This is a genomic window from Mesorhizobium sp. WSM1293, from assembly GCF_000513875.1.
GTDB classification, from domain to species: domain Bacteria; phylum Pseudomonadota; class Alphaproteobacteria; order Rhizobiales; family Rhizobiaceae; genus Mesorhizobium; species Mesorhizobium ciceri.
The window spans coordinates 389,529-407,418 of the sequence record NZ_KI911320.1; the positions used below are offsets into that span (position 1 = coordinate 389,529).

Sequence of the window (17,890 nt, forward strand, 5' to 3'; positions counted from 1 at the left end):
TTGAGATTCAGGTCAGGCCGGCATCACCTGAAAATCAGCACACCTCAGGCCAGGCTGTCTATTTCCTCGTCCGAAAGGTTCTGCGGCACGACAGTCACCGGGATCGGGAAGGCGGCACCCTTGCCGGCCACGGCGCCGACCAGCGGTCCCGGGCCTTCCTTGCCCGCACCGGCGGCCAGCACCAGGATGGCGATGTCCTGGTCTTCCTCGATCAATTTGTGAATCTCTTCCGTCGGCTTGCCTTCGCGCACCACCATCTCGGGCTCGATGCCGAGCTTCTGGCGCACCTTGTTGGCATAGCTGTCGAGTGCGGCGCGCGCCGTAGCGTTGGCTTCCTCGCGCATGATCTTCTCGACACCCAGCCAATGCTGGAAGTCGTCCGGCACGATGACATAGAGCAGCACCAGCGTGCCGCTGGTGCTCTGCGCCCGTTTCGAGGCATAGGCTACGGCACGCTCGCATTCCGGCGTGTCGTCGATGATCGTCAGGAATTTCCTGCGATGGCCGGCTTCGCGGCTGAGGCGTTTGGAGACCATGTCTATCTACTCGGTGTCTTGCGGCGCAATCTGCCACTGCGGCGGACCGGCGGCAAGCCGCCGGCCTTGTGCCAGTGCACCCGATGTCGCGATCAGCCCTGCAGCAGGCCGATAATGTCGCGCACCGTCTTCATCGTCGCTTCGGCCAGCACGCCGGCGCGCTCGCCGCCGTCCTTGAGCACCGCGTCGACATAGGCGCGGTCATCCGAAATGCGGCGCATCTCGCTGGCGATCGGCGCCAGTTTTTCCACAGCAAGATCGGCCAAGGCCGGCTTGAACACGGAAAACTGCTGGCCGGCGAATTGCTTGAGCACATCCGCCTTCGACATCTCGGCGAGACCCGCATAGATGCCGACCAGGTTTTCTGCCTCGGGCCGGCCGGCCAGGCCGTCCAGCTCGCTCGGCAACGCTTCCGGATCGGTCTTGGCCTTGCGGATCTTTTTCGAGATGTCATCGGCGTCGTCGGTCAGGTTGATGCGCGACAGATCAGACGGGTCCGATTTGGACATCTTCTTGGAGCCGTCGCGCAGCGACATGATGCGCGCCGCCGGCCCGCCGATGACCGGCTCGGTCAGCGGGAAATAGCCGTTCACGGTCTCTTCGCCGACCTGCATCTCGACGCCGACGCCGAGCGCTGCGATACGGTCGGAGAAGTCGTTGTTGAATTTCTGCGCGATGTCGCGGGTGAGCTCCAGATGTTGTTTCTGGTCCTCACCGACAGGGACGTGGGTGGCACGGTAGAGCAGGATGTCGGCAGCCATCAGCGAGGGATAGGCGAGCAGGCCGAGCGAGGCATTCTCGCGGTCCTTGCCGGCCTTGTCCTTGAACTGCGTCATGCGGTTCATCCAGCCGATGCGCGCCACGCAATTGAAGATCCAGGCAAGCTCGGCGTGCTGCATGACCCGCGACTGGTTGAAGACGATGTGCTTCTTCGGATCGATGCCCGAGGCCAGGAACGCAGCGGTGATAGACCGCGTCTGGTCGGCCAGGTCTTCATAGACGAGTTGGGCTGTCAGCGAATGCAGGTCGACGACGCAATAGATGCAATCGGAGGTGTCCTGCAGGGCAACGAATTTCTTGATGGCGCCGAGATAATTGCCGAGGTGCAGATTGCCGGTCGGCTGGACACCGGAAAAGACGAGTGGCTTGAAGGCGGTCATGATTGTCCTCATGGCTTGTGGAGGGCCGTATAAGCGTGATTCCGAAAAGTTGCAGACTTTTCGGAGCCAATCACGCGGCTGGAAACCGCGCGCGGCGAAAGTCTTGCGACGGCGCGCTTATGGACGAAGACGGCGCTGCGATCAAGACGGCGCTGCGAGCGTGTCGTGCGCTACTCGTCCAGTTCGGTCTTTGCGATCGGTGGCGCCGACTTGCCAGATCCCCGCTTGACGTTGCGACGGATCATGCCGAAATCGGCGCCCCCGGTGGCAAACGCCGTGATGAAGTACAGCAGCGCCCCACCCGCAACCAGCGACAGCAGCGTCGTCGCCTTGACCACCAGCGGCGAGCCGGGCCCGAGCCTGACGGCGAACCAATGCTCGGCAAAATAGAGCGCTGCCCCCATCACGATAGCCGACAGCACCAGACGTGGAATGCGCTTCATCAGCGGCACGTCGCGGCCCCAGTGGCCGCGCCGGATCAGGACGCCGAGCAGCATCACCGCGTTGACCCAGCCGGCGACGGCTGAGGCCACCGCGATGCCGGGCGCGCCCATCCGTGGAAACAGCGTCAGCGCCGTGGTGACGTTCACCGCCACCGAGATGGCGGCAAAGATCATCGGTGTACGCGTGTCCTCTCGGGCGAAATAGCCCGGCGTGAATGCCTTGATCAGCACGAAGGCCGGCAGGCCGAGGCCGAAGATCGCCAGGATCGCCGCCACCGTCGGCGTCGAGCCGTTGGCGGCGAACGCGCCGCGCTCGTAGACCAGCCGTACGATCGGCTCCGACATCACCCAGAGTGCGGCGGCTGCCGGCAGCGTCAGGAACAGCGTGAACTCGACCGACCGGTTTTGCAGATTGGCCGCCTCGATCAAATTGCCCGACTTCAGCGCGCGCGACAGTTCGGGCAACAGCACGATGGCGACCGCGACACCGACCACGCCGAGCGGCAACTGGTAGATGCGGTCGGCATAGGCGAGCGAGGACACCGCGCTGTTCTGCGCCGAGGCGATCGCCGTGCCGATCAGCTGGTTGATCTGGGTGATGCCGCCGGTGATGGCCGCCGGCAGCGCCAGGATCAGCAGCCGCTTGACCGCAGGCGTCATTCTGGGACGGCGAAAGCCTATCGAGATGCCGGCATGGCGCACTGCCACCCAGACAATCGCCAGCTGCACCAGTCCGGCGGCAAGCACGCCCCAGGACAGCCCGTAGCCGACTGTGAGGGCATCCGAGCCCTTGTACCAGGCATAGGCGAGCACGCCGATCAGGATGATGTTGAGGAACACCGGCGCTACGGCGGCGGCGAAATAGCGGCGCAGCGAATTCAGCATCCCCGCCATCATCGCGCCCAGCGACATGCAGATCAGATAAGGGAACATGATCGTCGCCAGCGTCACCGTGGTGTCGAACTTCCCCGGCGTGCCGGCAAAACCCGGCGCCACCAGATAGCGCACGATCAGCGGCATCGACAGTTCCATGATGATGGTCAGCGCCAGCAGCGCCGTGAACAGCACGCCGAACACTTCCTCGGAAAAGCGCTTGGCGCCTTCGGTGCCGTGGGTCTCGATCTCCTTGGCGAACAGCGGCACGAAGGCGGCGTTGAAGGCGCCCTCGGCAAACAGCCGGCGAAAGGTGTTGGGAAACTGGAAGGCGGCGTTGAAGGCATCGGCGACCGGTCCGGTGCCGAGTGCGGCGGCCATCAGCATCTCGCGGCCGAAACCGAGCGCGCGGCTCATCAGCGTGCCGGAAGCGACCGTTGCGAATTTCTTGACGAGGCTCATGCTTTTGGGAACTGCCTGCGGAATTGGGACAAAGTGATGGTCGTTGTCACTCGGCCGCCGCCCTGGACTTGCCGCCGCGTTCGGGCACGATGCCTTCGAGCGTTGCCATCAGCCGATTGCGGATGGTGGCGATGCGGGCCGGGCTATCTATCTTCTGGCCAGTGAGATCGGTGACATAGAAAGTGTCGATGACCTTTTCGCCGAAGGTGGTGATATGGGCCGATGCGATGTCAAGCGACAGGTCGGAAAGCGTTCCGGTGATCTCCGACAGCAGCCCAGGCCGGTCGAGGCCCTCGACCTCGATGACCGAAAAACGATTCGACAGCGTGTTGCGGATTTCGGCACGCGGCGGGATCTTGAACACCTTGGAGCCGCGCCGCGGCTTGGTGCGCTTCTCGATCATTTCCGGCAGCCAGCTCTTGCCCGACAGCACGTCCTCGATCAGCCGGCCGACACGCTCGGCACGCCGGCGCTCGTCCTCGTCGCGGTCGAATTCTCTGCTGATCAGGATCGTGTCGAGCGCACGGCCGTCCGACGTCGTGAAGATCTGCGCGTCGACAATGTTGCCGCCGGCCCCGGCGCACGCCCCGGCGATGACCGAGAGCAGGCGGGGATGGTCCTGCGCCAGCACGGTGATTTCGGTCACCGCCTCGAACTGGTGGGTCTTGACCATGGTGGCAAGCTTGTTGCCTGACGCGTCAGCCTCACGAATGAATTCGGCATGGCGCAGCTGGTCTGCGAGATCGACGGTCAAAAGGTAATTCTCGTAGTGCTGGCCGACATAGCGCTTGCGGGTCTTGTCCGGCCAGTCGGCAAGCGCCTCGGCCAGACGCTCGCGCGCCGCCGCCGTGCGTTGCGCGCGCGACACTTCCGAAAACCCGCCGGTCAACAGCAATTCGGTCTCGTAGTAGAGCGTGCGCAGCAACTGGCCCTTCCAGCCGTTCCAGACACCCGGTCCGACGCCCCTGATGTCGCAGACGGTGAGGATCAAAAGCAGCTTCAGCCGCTCGACCGACTGCACGATCGCGGCGAAATCCTCGATGGTCTTGCGGTCGTTGAGATCGCGGGTCTGGGCTGTCATCGACATCACGAGATGGTTCTCGACCAGCCAGGCAACGGTTTCAGTATCGGCAGGCGACAGCCCCATATGCGGACAGATGCGGCGTGCGATCCTGGCCCCCGCCTCGGAATGGTCCTCCGGCCTGCCCTTGGCGATGTCGTGCAGCAGTACTGCGACATAGAGCGCCTCGCGGCTCTTCTTCAGCCCCGGCATCAGCGTGTGCGACAGGGGATGGACCTTTTCGCCGTCGCCGCGTTCGATCTCGGCCAGCACGCCGATGCAGCGGATGAGGTGCTCGTCCACCGTGTAGTGGTGGTACATCGAGAACTGCATCATGGCGACGATCTTGCCGAAATCCGGGATCAGCCTGCCGAGCAGCCCGGCCTCGTTCATGCGGCGCAGATTGAGTTCGGCATTGCGATCCGAGGTCAATATGTCGAGGAACAGCCGGTTGGCCTCCTCGTCGCGCCGCAGCGACTTGTTGACCAGGCCGAGCGAACGGGTCAGCAGCTTCAGCGCATCGGGGTGGAATTCCAGACCGTGCTTGTCGGCGAACCAGAACAGCCTGAGCAGATTGACCGGATCGCGCTCGAACACCTGGTCGTCGGCGATGTTGATGCGGTGGTTGTCGACAATGAAGTCCGACGTGCCGGCCAGCTTGCGCTTGCGCCGCGAGAAAGTCAGGAAGATGCGGTTGAAGCCCGGCACGTGCTTGGCCTGCTCCTCCTCGAGCGCGGCACAGAAGATGCGGGTCAGGTCGCCGACGTCCTTGGCAACGAGGAAGTAGTGCTTCATGAAGCGCTCGACCGCCGACAGGCCGGGGTGCGTGGTGTAGCCGAGCCGTTCGGCGATCTCGCGCTGGATGTCGAAATGCAGCCGCTCCTCGGCCTTGCCGGTGAGGAAATGCATGTGACAGCGTACCGCCCATAGGAAATCCTCGGCTTTCTGGAACTCGCGGTACTCGCCCTCGGTGAAGACGCCTTTATCGACCAGTTCCTCGCCGGTGCGCACCCGGTAGAAATATTTGCCGATCCAGAACAGCGTCTGCAGATCGCGCAGGCCACCCTTGCCGTCCTTGACGTTGGGCTCGACCAGATAGCGGCTTTCGCCGGCCTTTGCATGGCGGTCATCGCGTTCGGCAAGCTTGGCCTGGACATATTCGGGGCCGGTCGTGCGCACCACCTCATGGTCGAAGCGCAGCATCAGTTCATCATAGAGCTTTTCCTCGCCCCACAGGAAACGTGCTTCGAGGATCGAGGTGCGGATGGTGACATCGGTGCGCGACAGGCGCAGGCATTCGTCGATATTACGGGTGGCGTGGCCGACCTTCAGCCCCAGGTCCCACAGCATGTAGAGCATGTATTCGACTGTCTGTTCGCCCCACGGCGTCTGCTTGTAAGGTAGCAGGAACAACAGGTCGATGTCGGAGCCCGGCGCCAGCGTGCCGCGGCCGTAGCCGCCGACAGCGACGACGGCCATGCGCTCCGCCGAGGACGGGTTCTTGACCCGGTAGACGTGGGTGACGGCGAAATCGTAAAGCGCCCGGATGATCTCGTCCATGAGATGCGACAGCCGCGCCGCGCAGGCGCTGCCGCCGCCATCGTCCATCAGCATGCGTTCGGCAATGGCGCGCCCTTCCGCCAGCCGTCCCTTGAGCAGTTGGAGCACGCCGTTGCGCGCGGCCTGCCCTGAGCCGTCGCCCGCCGTGGCCGCGGTCAGCGCGGTCATTTCGCGGCGCAAGGCTTCGCCGTCGATCAATTCGTCGAGCTTCAGGGAGATTCTTGCCATATACCCCGCCGGCCTTGCCGTTTCGGCGGCGTCTATAGCGCGTTTTCGCGGCGCTGGGTATGGGGCGTTGAAAGCCGGTTCAAGACCCGGCTGAGCTCTGGCTCGGATAGATAAATGGAATGACCATTCTCCGCTTCAGGCGACAGAAATCGGCAATGCGCTTGCTTATTCGGCGAGCCTCGGCCTTTACCTTCGCTATGGCTGTCTTTCTGCGTCTCCCGGTCCCGGCGGCGCACTGTATATCCCGCTTTTCGCTGAGCAGGCTTGGCAATTGCAGTGCCCTGTCGCCAAGAAATTGATCTTGTGCACAAAGCGCAGGAACAAGCTGATAGATATTCCCGGCCCGCAAAACCGAAAATTCCGGGTTGAAGACAACGTCGTCGACAGCAACGCCGATCTCCTCGGTGGCCCTGATCAGGTCGAGCGCGGCTTGCCTGGAGATGATGTAGCCGGCGGCTCCCATATGTCCCGTGCAGAGCACGGATGCTGAAAAGCCGTGACCGATGGCAATGCGCTTGCGTCGGATCACGGTCTTGGAAAAATAGCTTTCGAGCTTGACGACTTCGACGCCGACTGGAATCCAGGCGCTGTCGCGAAGCAATGCGCCGGCTTTTGCGGAAAAGACGATGTCGTCCTCGAAGATCGCGCCGTAGCCCGCCTCGCCTTGGGCAATGATAGCCCAGCAGGCCCGGTGGCTGAGCAGGCAGGCGATCTCGCCGTCGGCCAGGGGCAGCCTATTCCGATATCCGACATATTGCGGCATCTGGTCCAGATCCGGCCGATCCCGTGCGTCTATGCCCTGAACGCGTTCGAATGGGACGCCGATGCGGGCAAACTCCGCCGTCACACGGGCAAGGCGATCGGGAGACCGATCGAGATTGATGACCAGACGCTTCATTGCCAAAGAAAATCTCCCCCCGGGACGCTCGCTCTCTAGCAGGCGTGATGTTGCCGCGTGTGACTTTTTCTGGGGAGGATAGGCGCGTGAGAACCGGAGAAGAAAAGTCGAAACAGCCCTTGACCTTCCAGTTACTGGAAGCCCTATCTCCACGTCACACACCGATCCATCGAGGCATTTTCGAATGACGCATTCCGATCACGATCATCACGCGCACGGTAGCTGCTGCTCGACAAAAGGCGCCGTGCCCACCACGACGAGCGTCGTCCGCGACCCGGTCTGCGGCATGACTGTCGATCCGGTCGCTGGCAAGCCGACGGCCGAGCATGATGGGCATCTCTATCATTTCTGCAGCCAGGGCTGCCGCACGAAATTCGTCGCCGAGCCGGAAAAATTCCTGACGGCCACCGATCCGGTTTGCGGCATGAGTGTCGATCGCGCGACAGCCAGGCACTTTGCCCGCCACGAAGGTCAGGGCTTCTATTTCTGCTCCGCCGCCTGCCAGGCGAAATTCGAAGCGGAGCCGCAAAAATATCTCGGCGACAGGCCGGCACCGCAGCCGATGCCCAAGGGCACGCAATACACCTGCCCGATGCACCCGGAGATCGTCCGCGACAAGCCCGGATCCTGCCCGAAATGCGGCATGGCGCTGGAGCCGATGGGCGTACCAACGGGTGATGAAGGTCCCAATCCGGAACTGGTCGATTTCACCAGGCGGTTCTGGGTCAGTGCCGCTCTATCCGTCCCTTTGCTGGTCGTCGCCATGGCGCCGATGCTCGGCCTGACCTTCCAGGCTTTTGTCGACGAGCGGACGAAGGTCTGGCTTGAGCTGGCATTGGCCAGCCCCGTCGTGTTGTGGGCGGCACTGCCTTTCTTCCACCGCGGCTGGGATTCGCTCGTCAACCGCAGCCCCAACATGTGGACGCTGATCTCGCTCGGCGTCGGCGCTGCCTATCTCTACAGCGTCGTCGCCACGCTGTTTCCGGATATCTTTCCGCATCAGTTCCGCGGCCATGGCGGTGCGGTGCCGGTTTATTTCGAGGCTGCCGCCGTCATCGTCGCGCTGGTCTTCCTTGGCCAGGTGCTGGAGCTGCGCGCCCGTGAAAAGACCGGTTCGGCGATCCGCGCCTTGCTCGATCTCGCACCGAAGACAGCGCGGCTGATCGCCGCCGATGGTTCCGAAAGCGATGTGCCGCTCGATGCGGTCAAGGCCGGCGATCGCCTGCGCATACGCCCCGGTGACGCCGTGCCGGTCGATGGCACGGTGCTGGAAGGACGGTCCTCGCTCGACGAATCGATGATCACGGGCGAGCCGTTGCCGGTCGAGAAGGTCGAGGGCGATGCGCTGACCGGCGGCACGCTCAACAAGAATGGTGCGCTGATCATGCGCGCTGAGAAGGTCGGCGCCGAGACGACGCTGGCGCGCATCGTCGAGCTCGTCGCCAAGGCGCAGCGCTCGCGCGCCCCGATCCAAGGGTTGGCTGATCGCGTTTCTTTCTACTTTGTCCCGGCCGTCGTCCTTGTCGCGATTGTCGCCTTCATCGCCTGGGCCGTGTTTGGACCCGAGCCCAGCCTGATCTTTGCCATCGTCTCGGCGGTGTCGGTGCTGATCATCGCTTGTCCCTGTGCGCTCGGCCTCGCCACGCCGATGTCGATCATGACCGCCACCGGGCGCGGGGCGCATGCCGGCGTGCTGACCAAGGAAGCCGCAGCACTCGAACGCTTCGCTTCCGTCGACACGCTGATCGTCGACAAGACGGGGACGCTGACCGAAGGCCGGCCGAAGCTGACCGATGTCGTCGCGGCAAACAGCTTCTCCGAAGATGAATTGCTGGCGCTTGCCGCGGGCCTGGAGAAAGGCTCGGAGCATCCGCTGGCTGAAGCCATCGTCGACGGCGCCGCTACGCGCGGCGTGACCGTTGCAGAGGCCAGCGGTTTCGAGGCGGTCACCGGGAAGGGTGTGTCCGGTTCGGTCTCGGGAAAGACGGTCGCACTCGGGAACGCCGCGATGATGGTCGACCTTGGCGTCGACATCGCATCCATCTCGGCCAAGGCCGAGGCGCTGCAACTCGAAGGCAAGACGGCGATGTTCGTTGCTGTCGACAAAAAACCGGCCGGCATCGTCGCCGTCGCCGACCCTATCAAGACAACGACGGCCGAGGCGATCAAGGCGCTGCATGAAAGCGGCTTGCGGATCGTCATGGCGACCGGCGACAATGAACGCACGGCCAACGCGATCGCCAGAAGCCTCGGCATCGACGAGGTCCGCGCCGGCCTGCTGCCGGAACAGAAGGCAGCCCTTGTCGAGGAACTGCGCGCAAAAGGCACCGGCGTTGCCATGGCCGGCGACGGCGTCAACGATGCACCGGCCCTTGCCGCCGCCGATGTCGGCATCGCCATGGGCACCGGCGCCGATGTCGCCGTCGAAAGCGCCGGCATCACCTTGGTCAAAGGCGACCTCAACGGCATCGTGCGGGCGCGCACGCTGGCTCAGGCGACGATCCGCAACATCCGCCAGAACCTGTTCTTTGCCTTCCTCTACAACGTGCTTGGCGTGCCGGTCGCCGCCGGCGTGCTCTATCCGCTCACCGGCACGCTTCTGTCGCCGATGCTGGCAGCGGCGGCGATGAGCCTGTCCTCGGTGTCGGTGATCGCAAACGCATTGCGGCTGAGAACATTGAAACTCTGATCCAAGCCCCCAAATACGAAACCCATCCACAGGAGACCATGTATGACCTTCGCCAAAAAACTCGTGCTGCTGCTGATGGCGGCCGGAATGCTGGTTGCCGTCTTCCTCGAAAGCGTTCCGGCGCAGAGCGAAGAGATGAAACACGACATGGGCGCCATGGCGACGGACGCGACCAGTCCTTCGACGGAAGGCTACAAGGCGGCGATGGACAAGATGCATGCCGACATGATGGCGTCCGACTATACCGGCAATGCCGACGTCGATTTCGTCAGAGGCATGATCCCGCACCATCAGGGTGCGATCGACATGGCCAAGGTTGAACTTGCCAATGGCAAGGACCCGGAAATCCGCAAGCTGGCCGAAGGCGTCATCGCCGCGCAGGGAGCAGAGATCAAGCAGATGCAGGCCTGGCTCGCCGCCCATCCGGTGAAGTAAGTCTTCAGCCATCGCCAGCGCGGCGAGAACGCCTCTGGATTTATCGCCCAGCCTGCGATGCGATCCGGCCCTAACTGGAGCCCGCCATGCCACCGACCATCAGAACCACCAAACTGCCCTCCGGCGAAGCCGTTCAGGTGCTTGGCCAGGGCACATGGAAGTTGGGCGAAGATTCCCGTCGCCGCGCCGATGAGGTCAATGCCCTCAAGCTCGGCCTCGACCTCGGCATCACGTTGATCGACACCGCCGAAATGTATGCCAGCGGCGCTGCCGAGGAGGTGGTGGCCGAAGCCATTGCCGGGCGCCGCGACGAGACCTTCCTGGTCTCGAAAGTGCTACCGTCGAACGCCTCGCGCGCGGGCGTGCAGCGCGCCTGCGAAAACAGCCTGAAACGCCTGCGCACCGACCGCATCGATCTCTATCTCTTGCATTGGCCCGGCAGCGTGCCATTGACGGAAACCGTCGCTGCCTTCGAGGCCCTGAAAAAGGCCGGCAAGATCCGCCACTGGGGCGTCAGCAATTTCGACACCGACGAGATGGAAGAGCTGATCGGCCTGCCCGATGGCGGCAATGTCCAGACCAACCAGGTGCTCTACAATTTGGTCCGGCGTGGCCTCGAATTCGATCTGGCGCCCTGGAGCCGGCAGCGCGGCATCCCCTTGATGGCCTATTCTCCGGTCGAGCAGGGTGCGTTGGCGCGCAATGCCAGGCTCGAAGCCATCGCCGTCCGCCACAATGCGACCCCAGCGCAAATCGCCCTGGCCTGGGTGATGCATCAGGAGGGCGTCATCGCCATCCCGAAGGCCAGCAGCGAGGAGCATGTCCGCCAGAATGTCGCTGCGCTCGACATCAAGCTTGCGCCGCAGGACATCGCCGATCTCGACCGCGCCTTCCCGCCACCAGCGCGCAAGCGCGGGTTGGAGATGATCTGACTATGTCCCCGCCAACCCCTTCAGCCGGTAGAGCGCTTCCAGCGCCTCGCGTGGCGTCATTTCGTCCGGGTTGATGTCGCCGAGTGCCGCGCCCAGCGCGTCGCTCTTGATCGGCTTCGGCGCTTCTCGCTTCACCGCCACCGAAAACAATGGAAGATCGTCGACCAGCCGGTTGGTCTTGCCCGAAACTTCGCCCTCTTCCAGTTGGTGCAGCACTTCCTTGGCCCGGTCGACCACCGCTTCCGGCAGGCCGGCCAGCCGCGCCACCTGCACGCCGTAGGAGCGGTCGGCGGCACCCTTGCCGACCTCGTGCAGGAAGACGACGTCGTTTTCCCATTCCTTGACCCGCATGGTGACATTGTGGAGCCGCGCCAGCTTGCCGGCCAGCGAGGTCATTTCGTGGAAATGGGTGGCGAAGATTGCCCGGCAGCGGTTCTTCTCATGCAGATATTCGACCGCCGCCCAGGCGATCGACAGGCCATCGAAAGTGGCGGTGCCGCGGCCGATCTCGTCGAGGATCACCAGTGCGCGCTCACCGGCCTGGTTGAGGATCGCCGCCGTCTCGACCATCTCGACCATGAACGTCGAGCGGCCGCGCGCCAGATCGTCCGAGGCGCCGACGCGCGAGAACAGCCGGTCGACGACGCCGATATGGGCCGATGTCGCCGGTACGAACGAGCCGGTCTGGGCCAGGATGGCGATCAGCGCGTTTTGCCGCAGGAATGTCGATTTACCGCCCATGTTCGGGCCGGTCAAAAGCCAGATCGCGCCGTTCCGGGCAGCTCCCTCCGGCGACAGGTCGCAATCATTGGCGACGAACGGGCCTTCGCCGGAGCGGCGCAAGGCCTGTTCGACCACCGGATGTCGCCCGCCCGTAATCTCGAAGGCAAGGCTCGAATCCACCACCGGCCGGCACCAGGCTTCGCTTTCCGACAGAAGCGCGAGCGCCGCGGAGACATCGAGCACGGCCAGCGCATCGGCGCCGGCACGGATCTTCTCCGCTTCGCCGACCGCTTCCGTCGTCAGCGCCTCGAAGGCGGCCAGTTCGATGTTGAGCGCCCGGTCGGCGGCATTGGCGATCTTGGTCTCGAGCTCGGCAAGCTCGGTCGTGGTAAAGCGCATGGCATTGGCCATGGTCTGGCGGTGGATGAAGCGCGCCTTGGCGCCATCGCTGCCGGTCATCACAGCATGGTGGTTGGCGGTCACCTCGATATAGTAGCCGAGCACATTGTTGTGCCTGATTTTCAGCGAGCGGATGCCGGTCTCGTCGATCAGCGAGCGTTCCAGCCCGGCGATCACCTTTCGCGATTCGTCGCGCAGCGCCCGCATCTCGTCGAGATCGGCATGGTAGCCGCCACGAACGAAGCCGCCGTCGCGCTTGAGCAGCGGCAGTTCGTCGCCAAGTGCCTGCATCAGATGCTGCGAAAGCGCTTGGGGCAGTGCATGGATGGCGGCCAATGCCGCCGCAAGTTCCGGGGGCAGGGCGGTGGCGGCAAAGATTTCGGCGATCGCGCCTGCAGCCTCGAAGCCGGCGCGCAGCGCGCCGAGGTCGCGCGGCCCACCCCGGTTGAGCGCCAGCCTGGACAGCGCGCGGGGCATGTCGGCAACGCTCTTCAGGCTCGACCGCACCGCCTGGCAAAGTCGCGTTTCGGAACGGAAGAACGACACTGAGTCCAGCCTGGCGCCGATCGCCGCCGGGTCGGTCAGCGGCGCCATCAGCCGGTCGGCGAGCAGCCTTGCGCCGCCGCCGGTCACCGTGCGGTCGATCGCCTTGAACAGCGAGCCTTCGCGGCTGCCCGACAACGTGCGCAGCAGTTCCAGATTGCCGCGTGTCGCCGGATCGATGAACAGGGTCGAACCCTGCTCCTCGCGTTCGGGCCGCGACAGCGGCGGGCGCTCCGCTTTCTGCGTCTTCTCGACATAGGCAATGGCGCCCGAGATCGCCGATAGTTCGGCGCGCGAAAAGGCGCCAAAACTGTCCGGCGTCGCCACATCGAAGAAGCGGGCGATGCGCCCTGTCGCCGACGCCGAATCGAACAGTGACGGTGGTTGCGGGCTGGCGACGCGGCCGAGCACGTCGAACACCGGCTTCAGCTCCGGATCGTGGAACACTGGCTCGGCAACGATCAACTCACGCGGATCAACACGGAAGATGTCAGCCAAAAGCCGGTCGGCGGTGGTGTCGGTGACCCGGAAGGCGCCGGTCGAGATGTCGATCCAGGCCAGCGCAAAGGAGTGGTCCGCTCCGCCTTTCACCCGCCCCAGCGCCATCAGGAAGCTCGATTCCGACGGCGCCAGCAATTTGTCCTCGGTGATGGTGCCTGGTGTCACCAGCCGCACCACATCGCGGCGCACCACCGATTTGCCGCCGCGTTTCTTCGCCTCGGCCGGATCCTCGATCTGTTCGCAGACGGCAACGCGGAAACCCTGGCCGATCAGCTTCTGCAGATAGTCGTCAGCAGCATGCACCGGCACGCCGCACATCGGAATGTCGAGCCCTTGATACTTGCCGCGCTTGGTCAAGACGATGCCCAGCGCCCGGCTCGCCTTCTCGGCATCGTCGAAGAACAGCTCGTAGAAATCGCCCATGCGGTAGAACAGCAGCGAATCCGGGTTTGCCGCCTTGATCTCGATGAATTGCTCGATCATCGGCGTGGCGCCGGCGTGGGCGGTCGGCACCGGCGTCATCGCCTCGGGGGCGTCTGGCTCGTTCGGGCTGTGCATGTTCATGCGCCGCACGCTAGCAGATGTGATCGCGCGGTTTAATGCCGGGGCTTCGAAAAACAGGGGACGACCGGGACGGCAGGATGCCCGCAATCGCGCGTACCAACCGCGATTCCGCACGCTGGCGGTTTACACGCGGCGGCGCGTGGTCTTAATTCGGTCTGACACAAAGCACCCGCTTCAACGAGGTGCTGCACCGGTGAGGAAATCAAGTACATCATGGCCAGGAAAACCGAGAACAGCGGTCCGTCCGTCAGTGCGCAGGAAGCGCTCGAATTCCACGCCATGGGTCGGCCGGGCAAGCTGGAGGTCGTCGCCACCAAGCCGATGGCGACGCAACGCGACCTCAGCCTCGCCTATTCGCCTGGTGTCGCGGTTCCGGTCCTGGCCATCGCCGAAGACCCCAGCCGTGCCTTCGACTACACGACGCGCGGCAACATGGTCGCCGTCATCTCCAACGGCACGGCCATCCTCGGTCTAGGCAATCTCGGCGCGCTGGCCTCCAAGCCGGTGATGGAGGGCAAGGCGGTGCTGTTCAAGCGCTTCGCCGATGTCGATTCCATCGACCTCGAGGTCGACACCGAGGACGCCGACGAGTTCATCAACTGCGTGCGGTTCCTCGGGCCTTCTTTCGGTGGCATCAACCTCGAGGACATCAAGGCGCCGGAATGCTTCATCATCGAGCAGCGCCTGCGCGAGTTGATGGACATTCCGGTCTTCCATGACGACCAGCACGGCACCGCGATCATCTCGGCCGCCGGCCTGATCAACGCGCTGGAGATCACCGGTCGCGACATGAAGACCACGAAAATGGTCTGCAACGGCGCCGGTGCGGCCGGCATCGCCTGCATCGAGCTGATGAAGGCGATGGGCTTTGCGCCCGAAAACATCATCCTGTGTGACACCAAGGGCGTGGTTTTCCAGGGCCGCACCGAAGGCATGAACCAGTGGAAGTCGGCGCATGCGGTCAAGACCGAGGCGCGCAGCCTCGCCGAGGCGCTCGACGGCGCCGACGTCTTCCTCGGCCTCTCCGCCAAGGGCGCGCTGACCACCGCCATGGTGCAGTCGATGGCCAAGAACCCGATCATCTTCGCCATGGCCAATCCCGATCCGGAAATCACGCCGGAGGAAGTGGCCGAGATCCGCACAGACGCCATCATGGCCACAGGGCGTTCCGATTACCCCAATCAGGTCAACAACGTGCTCGGCTTCCCCTACATTTTCCGCGGCGCGCTGGATGTCAGGGCAACCACCATCAATGACGACATGAAGATCGCCGCCGCCCAGGCGCTGGCGGCACTGGCGCGCCAGGACGTGCCCGACGACGTCGCCGCCGCCTATCAGGGTAATCGGCCGAAATTCGGCCCCAACTACATCATCCCGGTGCCGTTCGACCCGCGCCTGATCTCGGCCATTCCGATTGCGGTCGCCAAGGCGGCGATGGATTCAGGCGTCGCCCGCAAGCCGATCCTTGACCTCGACCGTTACGCGCAGGAACTGTCGGCCCGCCGCGACCCGATCGCCTCGACCCTGCAGCGCATCTACGACCGCGTGCGCCGCCAGCCCAAGCGCATCGTCTTCGCCGAGGGCGAGGAGGAACAGGTCATGCGCGCCGCCGTCTCCTATGTGAACCAGAAGCTCGGCACCGCCATCCTGCTCGGCCGCGACGACGTCATCAAGGAAAACGCCAGGCACGCCGGCATCGATCTCAACAAACAAGGCATCGAGATCATCAATGCAAGGCTGTCGCGCCGCAACGGCATCTACACCGACTACCTCTACGAGCGCATGCAGCGCAAAGGCTTCCTGTTTCGCGACTGCCAGCGGCTGATCAACAACGATCGCAACCACTTTGCCGCCTGCATGGTGGCGCTGGGCGACGCCGACGGCATCGTCACCGGCGTCACCCGCAACTATTCGACAGCGCTCGACGACATCCGCCGCGTCATCGATGCCAAGCCCGGCCACCGCGTCATCGGCGTCTCGATCGTGCTGGCGCGGGGCAAGACCGTGCTGGTCGCCGACACCGCCGTGCACGATATGCCGAACGCCGAGCAGATCGCCGACATCGCCGAGGAGGCGGCAGGCTTTGCCCGCCGCATGGGTTATGAGCCGAGGCTCGCCATGCTCGCCTATTCCACCTTTGGCCATCCGCAGGGCGAACGCTCCGAGCGCGTCCAGGAAGCCGTGCGCATCCTCGACAAGCGCCGCGTCGATTTCGAATATGACGGCGAAATGGCCGCCGACGTCGCCCTCAACGCCCGCGCCATGGCGCAATATCCGTTCATCCGCCTGACCGGCCCGGCCAATGTGCTGATCATGCCGGCGTTCCACTCGGCCTCGATTTCGACCAAGATGTTGCAGGAACTCGGCGGCTCGACGGTGATCGGGCCGCTGCTGGTCGGCCTGAACAAGCCGGTTCAGATCGTGTCGCTGAATGCCAAGGACAGCGATATCGTCAACATGGCGGCGATCGCGGCGTACACGGCGGGGACTTGAGGGGCTGGCCTCAGCGGTGAGTCGGCGAGGCGTTCAGCCCGGCGCGAATATGCGAGCGGCCTCGACGACCTCGTCCACCTGATCCTGCCGCAGCAAGTCGATCGGGACGCGGCCGTCGAGCTGCGCCGAGGGCCGCGTCAGCCACAGCCATGCGAGCCTCGGATTGGTGATCAGGGATAGCACGTCGCGAATGCCTGCAACCGGCCGGCCGTCGACGAACTGCGCCAGCGGGAAGACATGTTTGCGGCCGCCCTTGCGCAAGGCGATGACCTCACCCCGCCGCTGCCAGCGGTGCAGGGTCGAGCGGGCGATGCGCAGATGCTCTTCCAGATAGGTCGAACCGGCGACGCGGCCGGCCCAGTCCTCGATCAGCATCGATTCGAGATCGTCGGACTTTGGCAGCGAAGGAGGCTCGACATCGGCCAACGGGGTCGTCGGCGGATTTGTCACGCCGGCAATACCGGCTTCGCTGCGGCGCGCGGCTTCCGCCGCCAGCGCGCGCACGAATTTCGACGCCAGGCCGGGCAGGTCGGCATGGATGGCGTCGATGGCGCGCCGGTGCTTCGGTGACAGCAAGGTGACGGCGGACGCTATGCTGCCGGCGATCTTGCCGACCGAGACCATGGTGGGCTTGTTGATGGCCTCGTCATAGTGGGCAAGTGCACGTTCGACGTCTTCCGCGACCATCTCCGCGAAGTCGTCCTGCTTGAGGCCCTGGATTTGAAATCTGTTCATGCATCTGTCTTCTGGCCGCGCGCTCCCCCTCAGCTGCGGCCGATTGTTGAACTTCTAGTGCGGAAAACGGAAATCGCGGCGGCAACGAATCCTGCCGCCCGACAGCATGCTGTCCAGCATTTCTTGACACCCCAACTGACTGAGGGCGCACCGAAATGTCAGTCGCGGGACGCCCAGATTGCGTGTAGGTGCGATGTATGACAACTGCGCGACGGTGAGGGGCGGCAGCTTGACGGTTGTTAAAGCAATCCCGCCTGCTCAGCCTCGCGGCGCAGATTCTGCCGGGGCCTGGGGCCGATCTGCTGGATCACCAATCCGGCCGCCAGTGAGCCAAGGTCGCCGCAGGTNTGCAGGTCGCGGCCTTGCGTGTAGCCATGCAGGAAGCCGGCGGCATAGAGATCGCCGGCGCCCGTCGTGTCGACCAGTTCCTTGATGGCGGTCGCCTTGATCACCACCGTCTCGTCGCCGCNCACGATCACGGAGCCTTTTTCCGAGCGGGTCACGGCGGCGATCCGGCAATCCTTGCGGATCTGCGCCAGCGCCTCGTCGAACGAGGATGTCTGGTAGAGCGATTTGATCTCGTGGCTGTTGGCAAAGACGATGTCGACCGTGCCCGAACGCATCAGCTCGAGGAATTCGTCGCGGTAGCGGTCGAC

Annotated in this window: 12 protein-coding genes; 4 read left to right on the forward strand and 8 right to left on the reverse strand. The window is 64.1% G+C overall.

Features of this window, described 5'->3' with window-relative positions; all coding sequences use genetic code 11:
• Nucleotides 1-44: 44 nt before the first annotated feature.
• The 5 genes from M729_RS0134485 to M729_RS0134505 form a co-directional block, all read right to left on the reverse strand.
• Entirely contained in the window at nt 45-536 is a 492-nt protein-coding gene (locus tag M729_RS0134485; RefSeq protein WP_013528063.1) for a universal stress protein, read from the reverse strand.
• A 92-nt stretch (nt 537-628) separates the two neighbouring features.
• Nucleotides 629-1,696, reverse strand: a complete 1,068-nt coding sequence (gene trpS, locus M729_RS0134490; RefSeq protein WP_013528062.1) for a tryptophan--tRNA ligase — start codon at nt 1,694-1,696, stop codon at nt 629-631.
• Between the two features lie 170 nt (nt 1,697-1,866).
• Nucleotides 1,867-3,474 (reverse strand): murein biosynthesis integral membrane protein MurJ, encoded by a 1,608-nt coding sequence (gene murJ / locus M729_RS0134495; RefSeq protein WP_027164290.1) that lies wholly within the window; start codon nt 3,472-3,474, stop codon nt 1,867-1,869.
• Between the two features lie 46 nt (nt 3,475-3,520).
• A complete protein-coding gene (locus tag M729_RS0134500; RefSeq protein ID WP_027164291.1) occupies nt 3,521-6,322 on the reverse strand; it encodes a [protein-PII] uridylyltransferase in 2,802 nt (933 codons plus the stop codon).
• A 79-nt stretch (nt 6,323-6,401) separates the two neighbouring features.
• Complete coding sequence (locus M729_RS0134505; RefSeq protein ID WP_027164292.1) at nt 6,402-7,220, reverse strand: glycosyltransferase family 25 protein; 819 nt, start codon at nt 7,218-7,220, stop codon at nt 6,402-6,404.
• A 184-nt stretch (nt 7,221-7,404) separates the two neighbouring features.
• On the opposite strand from M729_RS0134505, the gene M729_RS0134510 reads away from it, so the two are divergent.
• The 3 genes from M729_RS0134510 to M729_RS0134520 all read left to right on the forward strand — a co-directional run bounded on the left by M729_RS0134510 (nt 7,405) and on the right by M729_RS0134520 (nt 11,276).
• Entirely contained in the window at nt 7,405-9,909 is a 2,505-nt protein-coding gene (locus tag M729_RS0134510; RefSeq protein ID WP_027164293.1) for a heavy metal translocating P-type ATPase, read from the forward strand.
• Between the two features lie 42 nt (nt 9,910-9,951).
• Complete coding sequence (locus M729_RS0134515) at nt 9,952-10,344, forward strand: DUF305 domain-containing protein (RefSeq protein WP_027164294.1); 393 nt, start codon at nt 9,952-9,954, stop codon at nt 10,342-10,344.
• Between the two features lie 86 nt (nt 10,345-10,430).
• Nucleotides 10,431-11,276: an aldo/keto reductase gene (locus tag M729_RS0134520; protein ID WP_027164295.1), complete on the forward strand. Its 846-nt coding sequence runs from the start codon at nt 10,431-10,433 to the stop codon at nt 11,274-11,276.
• Here the strand turns inward: M729_RS0134520 and mutS are convergent, their stop codons facing one another.
• Complete coding sequence (gene mutS / locus M729_RS0134525) at nt 11,277-14,006, reverse strand: DNA mismatch repair protein MutS (protein WP_027164296.1); 2,730 nt, start codon at nt 14,004-14,006, stop codon at nt 11,277-11,279.
• 213 nt (nt 14,007-14,219) lie between these two features.
• Between mutS and M729_RS0134530 the strand changes: the two genes are divergently transcribed.
• Complete coding sequence (locus tag M729_RS0134530; protein WP_027164297.1) at nt 14,220-16,499, forward strand: NADP-dependent malic enzyme; 2,280 nt, start codon at nt 14,220-14,222, stop codon at nt 16,497-16,499.
• 33 nt (nt 16,500-16,532) lie between these two features.
• On the opposite strand, the gene M729_RS0134535 is transcribed toward M729_RS0134530, so the two are convergent.
• Together M729_RS0134535 and M729_RS0134540 are read right to left on the reverse strand one after the other, a co-directional pair.
• Complete coding sequence (locus tag M729_RS0134535; RefSeq protein WP_027164298.1) at nt 16,533-17,234, reverse strand: antitoxin Xre/MbcA/ParS toxin-binding domain-containing protein; 702 nt, start codon at nt 17,232-17,234, stop codon at nt 16,533-16,535.
• A gap of 239 nt (nt 17,235-17,473) precedes the next feature.
• Nucleotides 17,474-17,890 (reverse strand): adenosine kinase (locus M729_RS0134540; protein WP_027164299.1); only part of this gene is annotated, 417 nt, incomplete at its 5' end.

What these genes read in the sequence shown, in the direction of transcription:
- mutS (WP_027164296.1), bottom strand. Translation starts at nt 14,006, where the DNA reads ATGAACATGCACAGCCCGAACGAGCCAGACGCCCCCGAGGCGATGACG.
- M729_RS0134515 (WP_027164294.1), top strand. Translation starts at nt 9,952, where the DNA reads ATGACCTTCGCCAAAAAACTCGTGCTGCTGCTGATGGCGGCCGGAATG.
- murJ (WP_027164290.1), bottom strand. Translation starts at nt 3,474, where the DNA reads ATGAGCCTCGTCAAGAAATTCGCAACGGTCGCTTCCGGCACGCTGATG.
- trpS (WP_013528062.1), bottom strand. Translation starts at nt 1,696, where the DNA reads ATGACCGCCTTCAAGCCACTCGTCTTTTCCGGTGTCCAGCCGACCGGC.
- M729_RS0134505 (WP_027164292.1), bottom strand. Translation starts at nt 7,220, where the DNA reads ATGAAGCGTCTGGTCATCAATCTCGATCGGTCTCCCGATCGCCTTGCC.
- M729_RS0134510 (WP_027164293.1), top strand. Translation starts at nt 7,405, where the DNA reads ATGACGCATTCCGATCACGATCATCACGCGCACGGTAGCTGCTGCTCG.
- M729_RS0134520 (WP_027164295.1), top strand. Translation starts at nt 10,431, where the DNA reads ATGCCACCGACCATCAGAACCACCAAACTGCCCTCCGGCGAAGCCGTT.
- M729_RS0134535 (WP_027164298.1), bottom strand. Translation starts at nt 17,234, where the DNA reads ATGAACAGATTTCAAATCCAGGGCCTCAAGCAGGACGACTTCGCGGAG.
- M729_RS0134500 (WP_027164291.1), bottom strand. Translation starts at nt 6,322, where the DNA reads ATGGCAAGAATCTCCCTGAAGCTCGACGAATTGATCGACGGCGAAGCC.
- M729_RS0134530 (WP_027164297.1), top strand. Translation starts at nt 14,220, where the DNA reads ATGGCCAGGAAAACCGAGAACAGCGGTCCGTCCGTCAGTGCGCAGGAA.
- M729_RS0134485 (WP_013528063.1), bottom strand. Translation starts at nt 536, where the DNA reads ATGGTCTCCAAACGCCTCAGCCGCGAAGCCGGCCATCGCAGGAAATTC.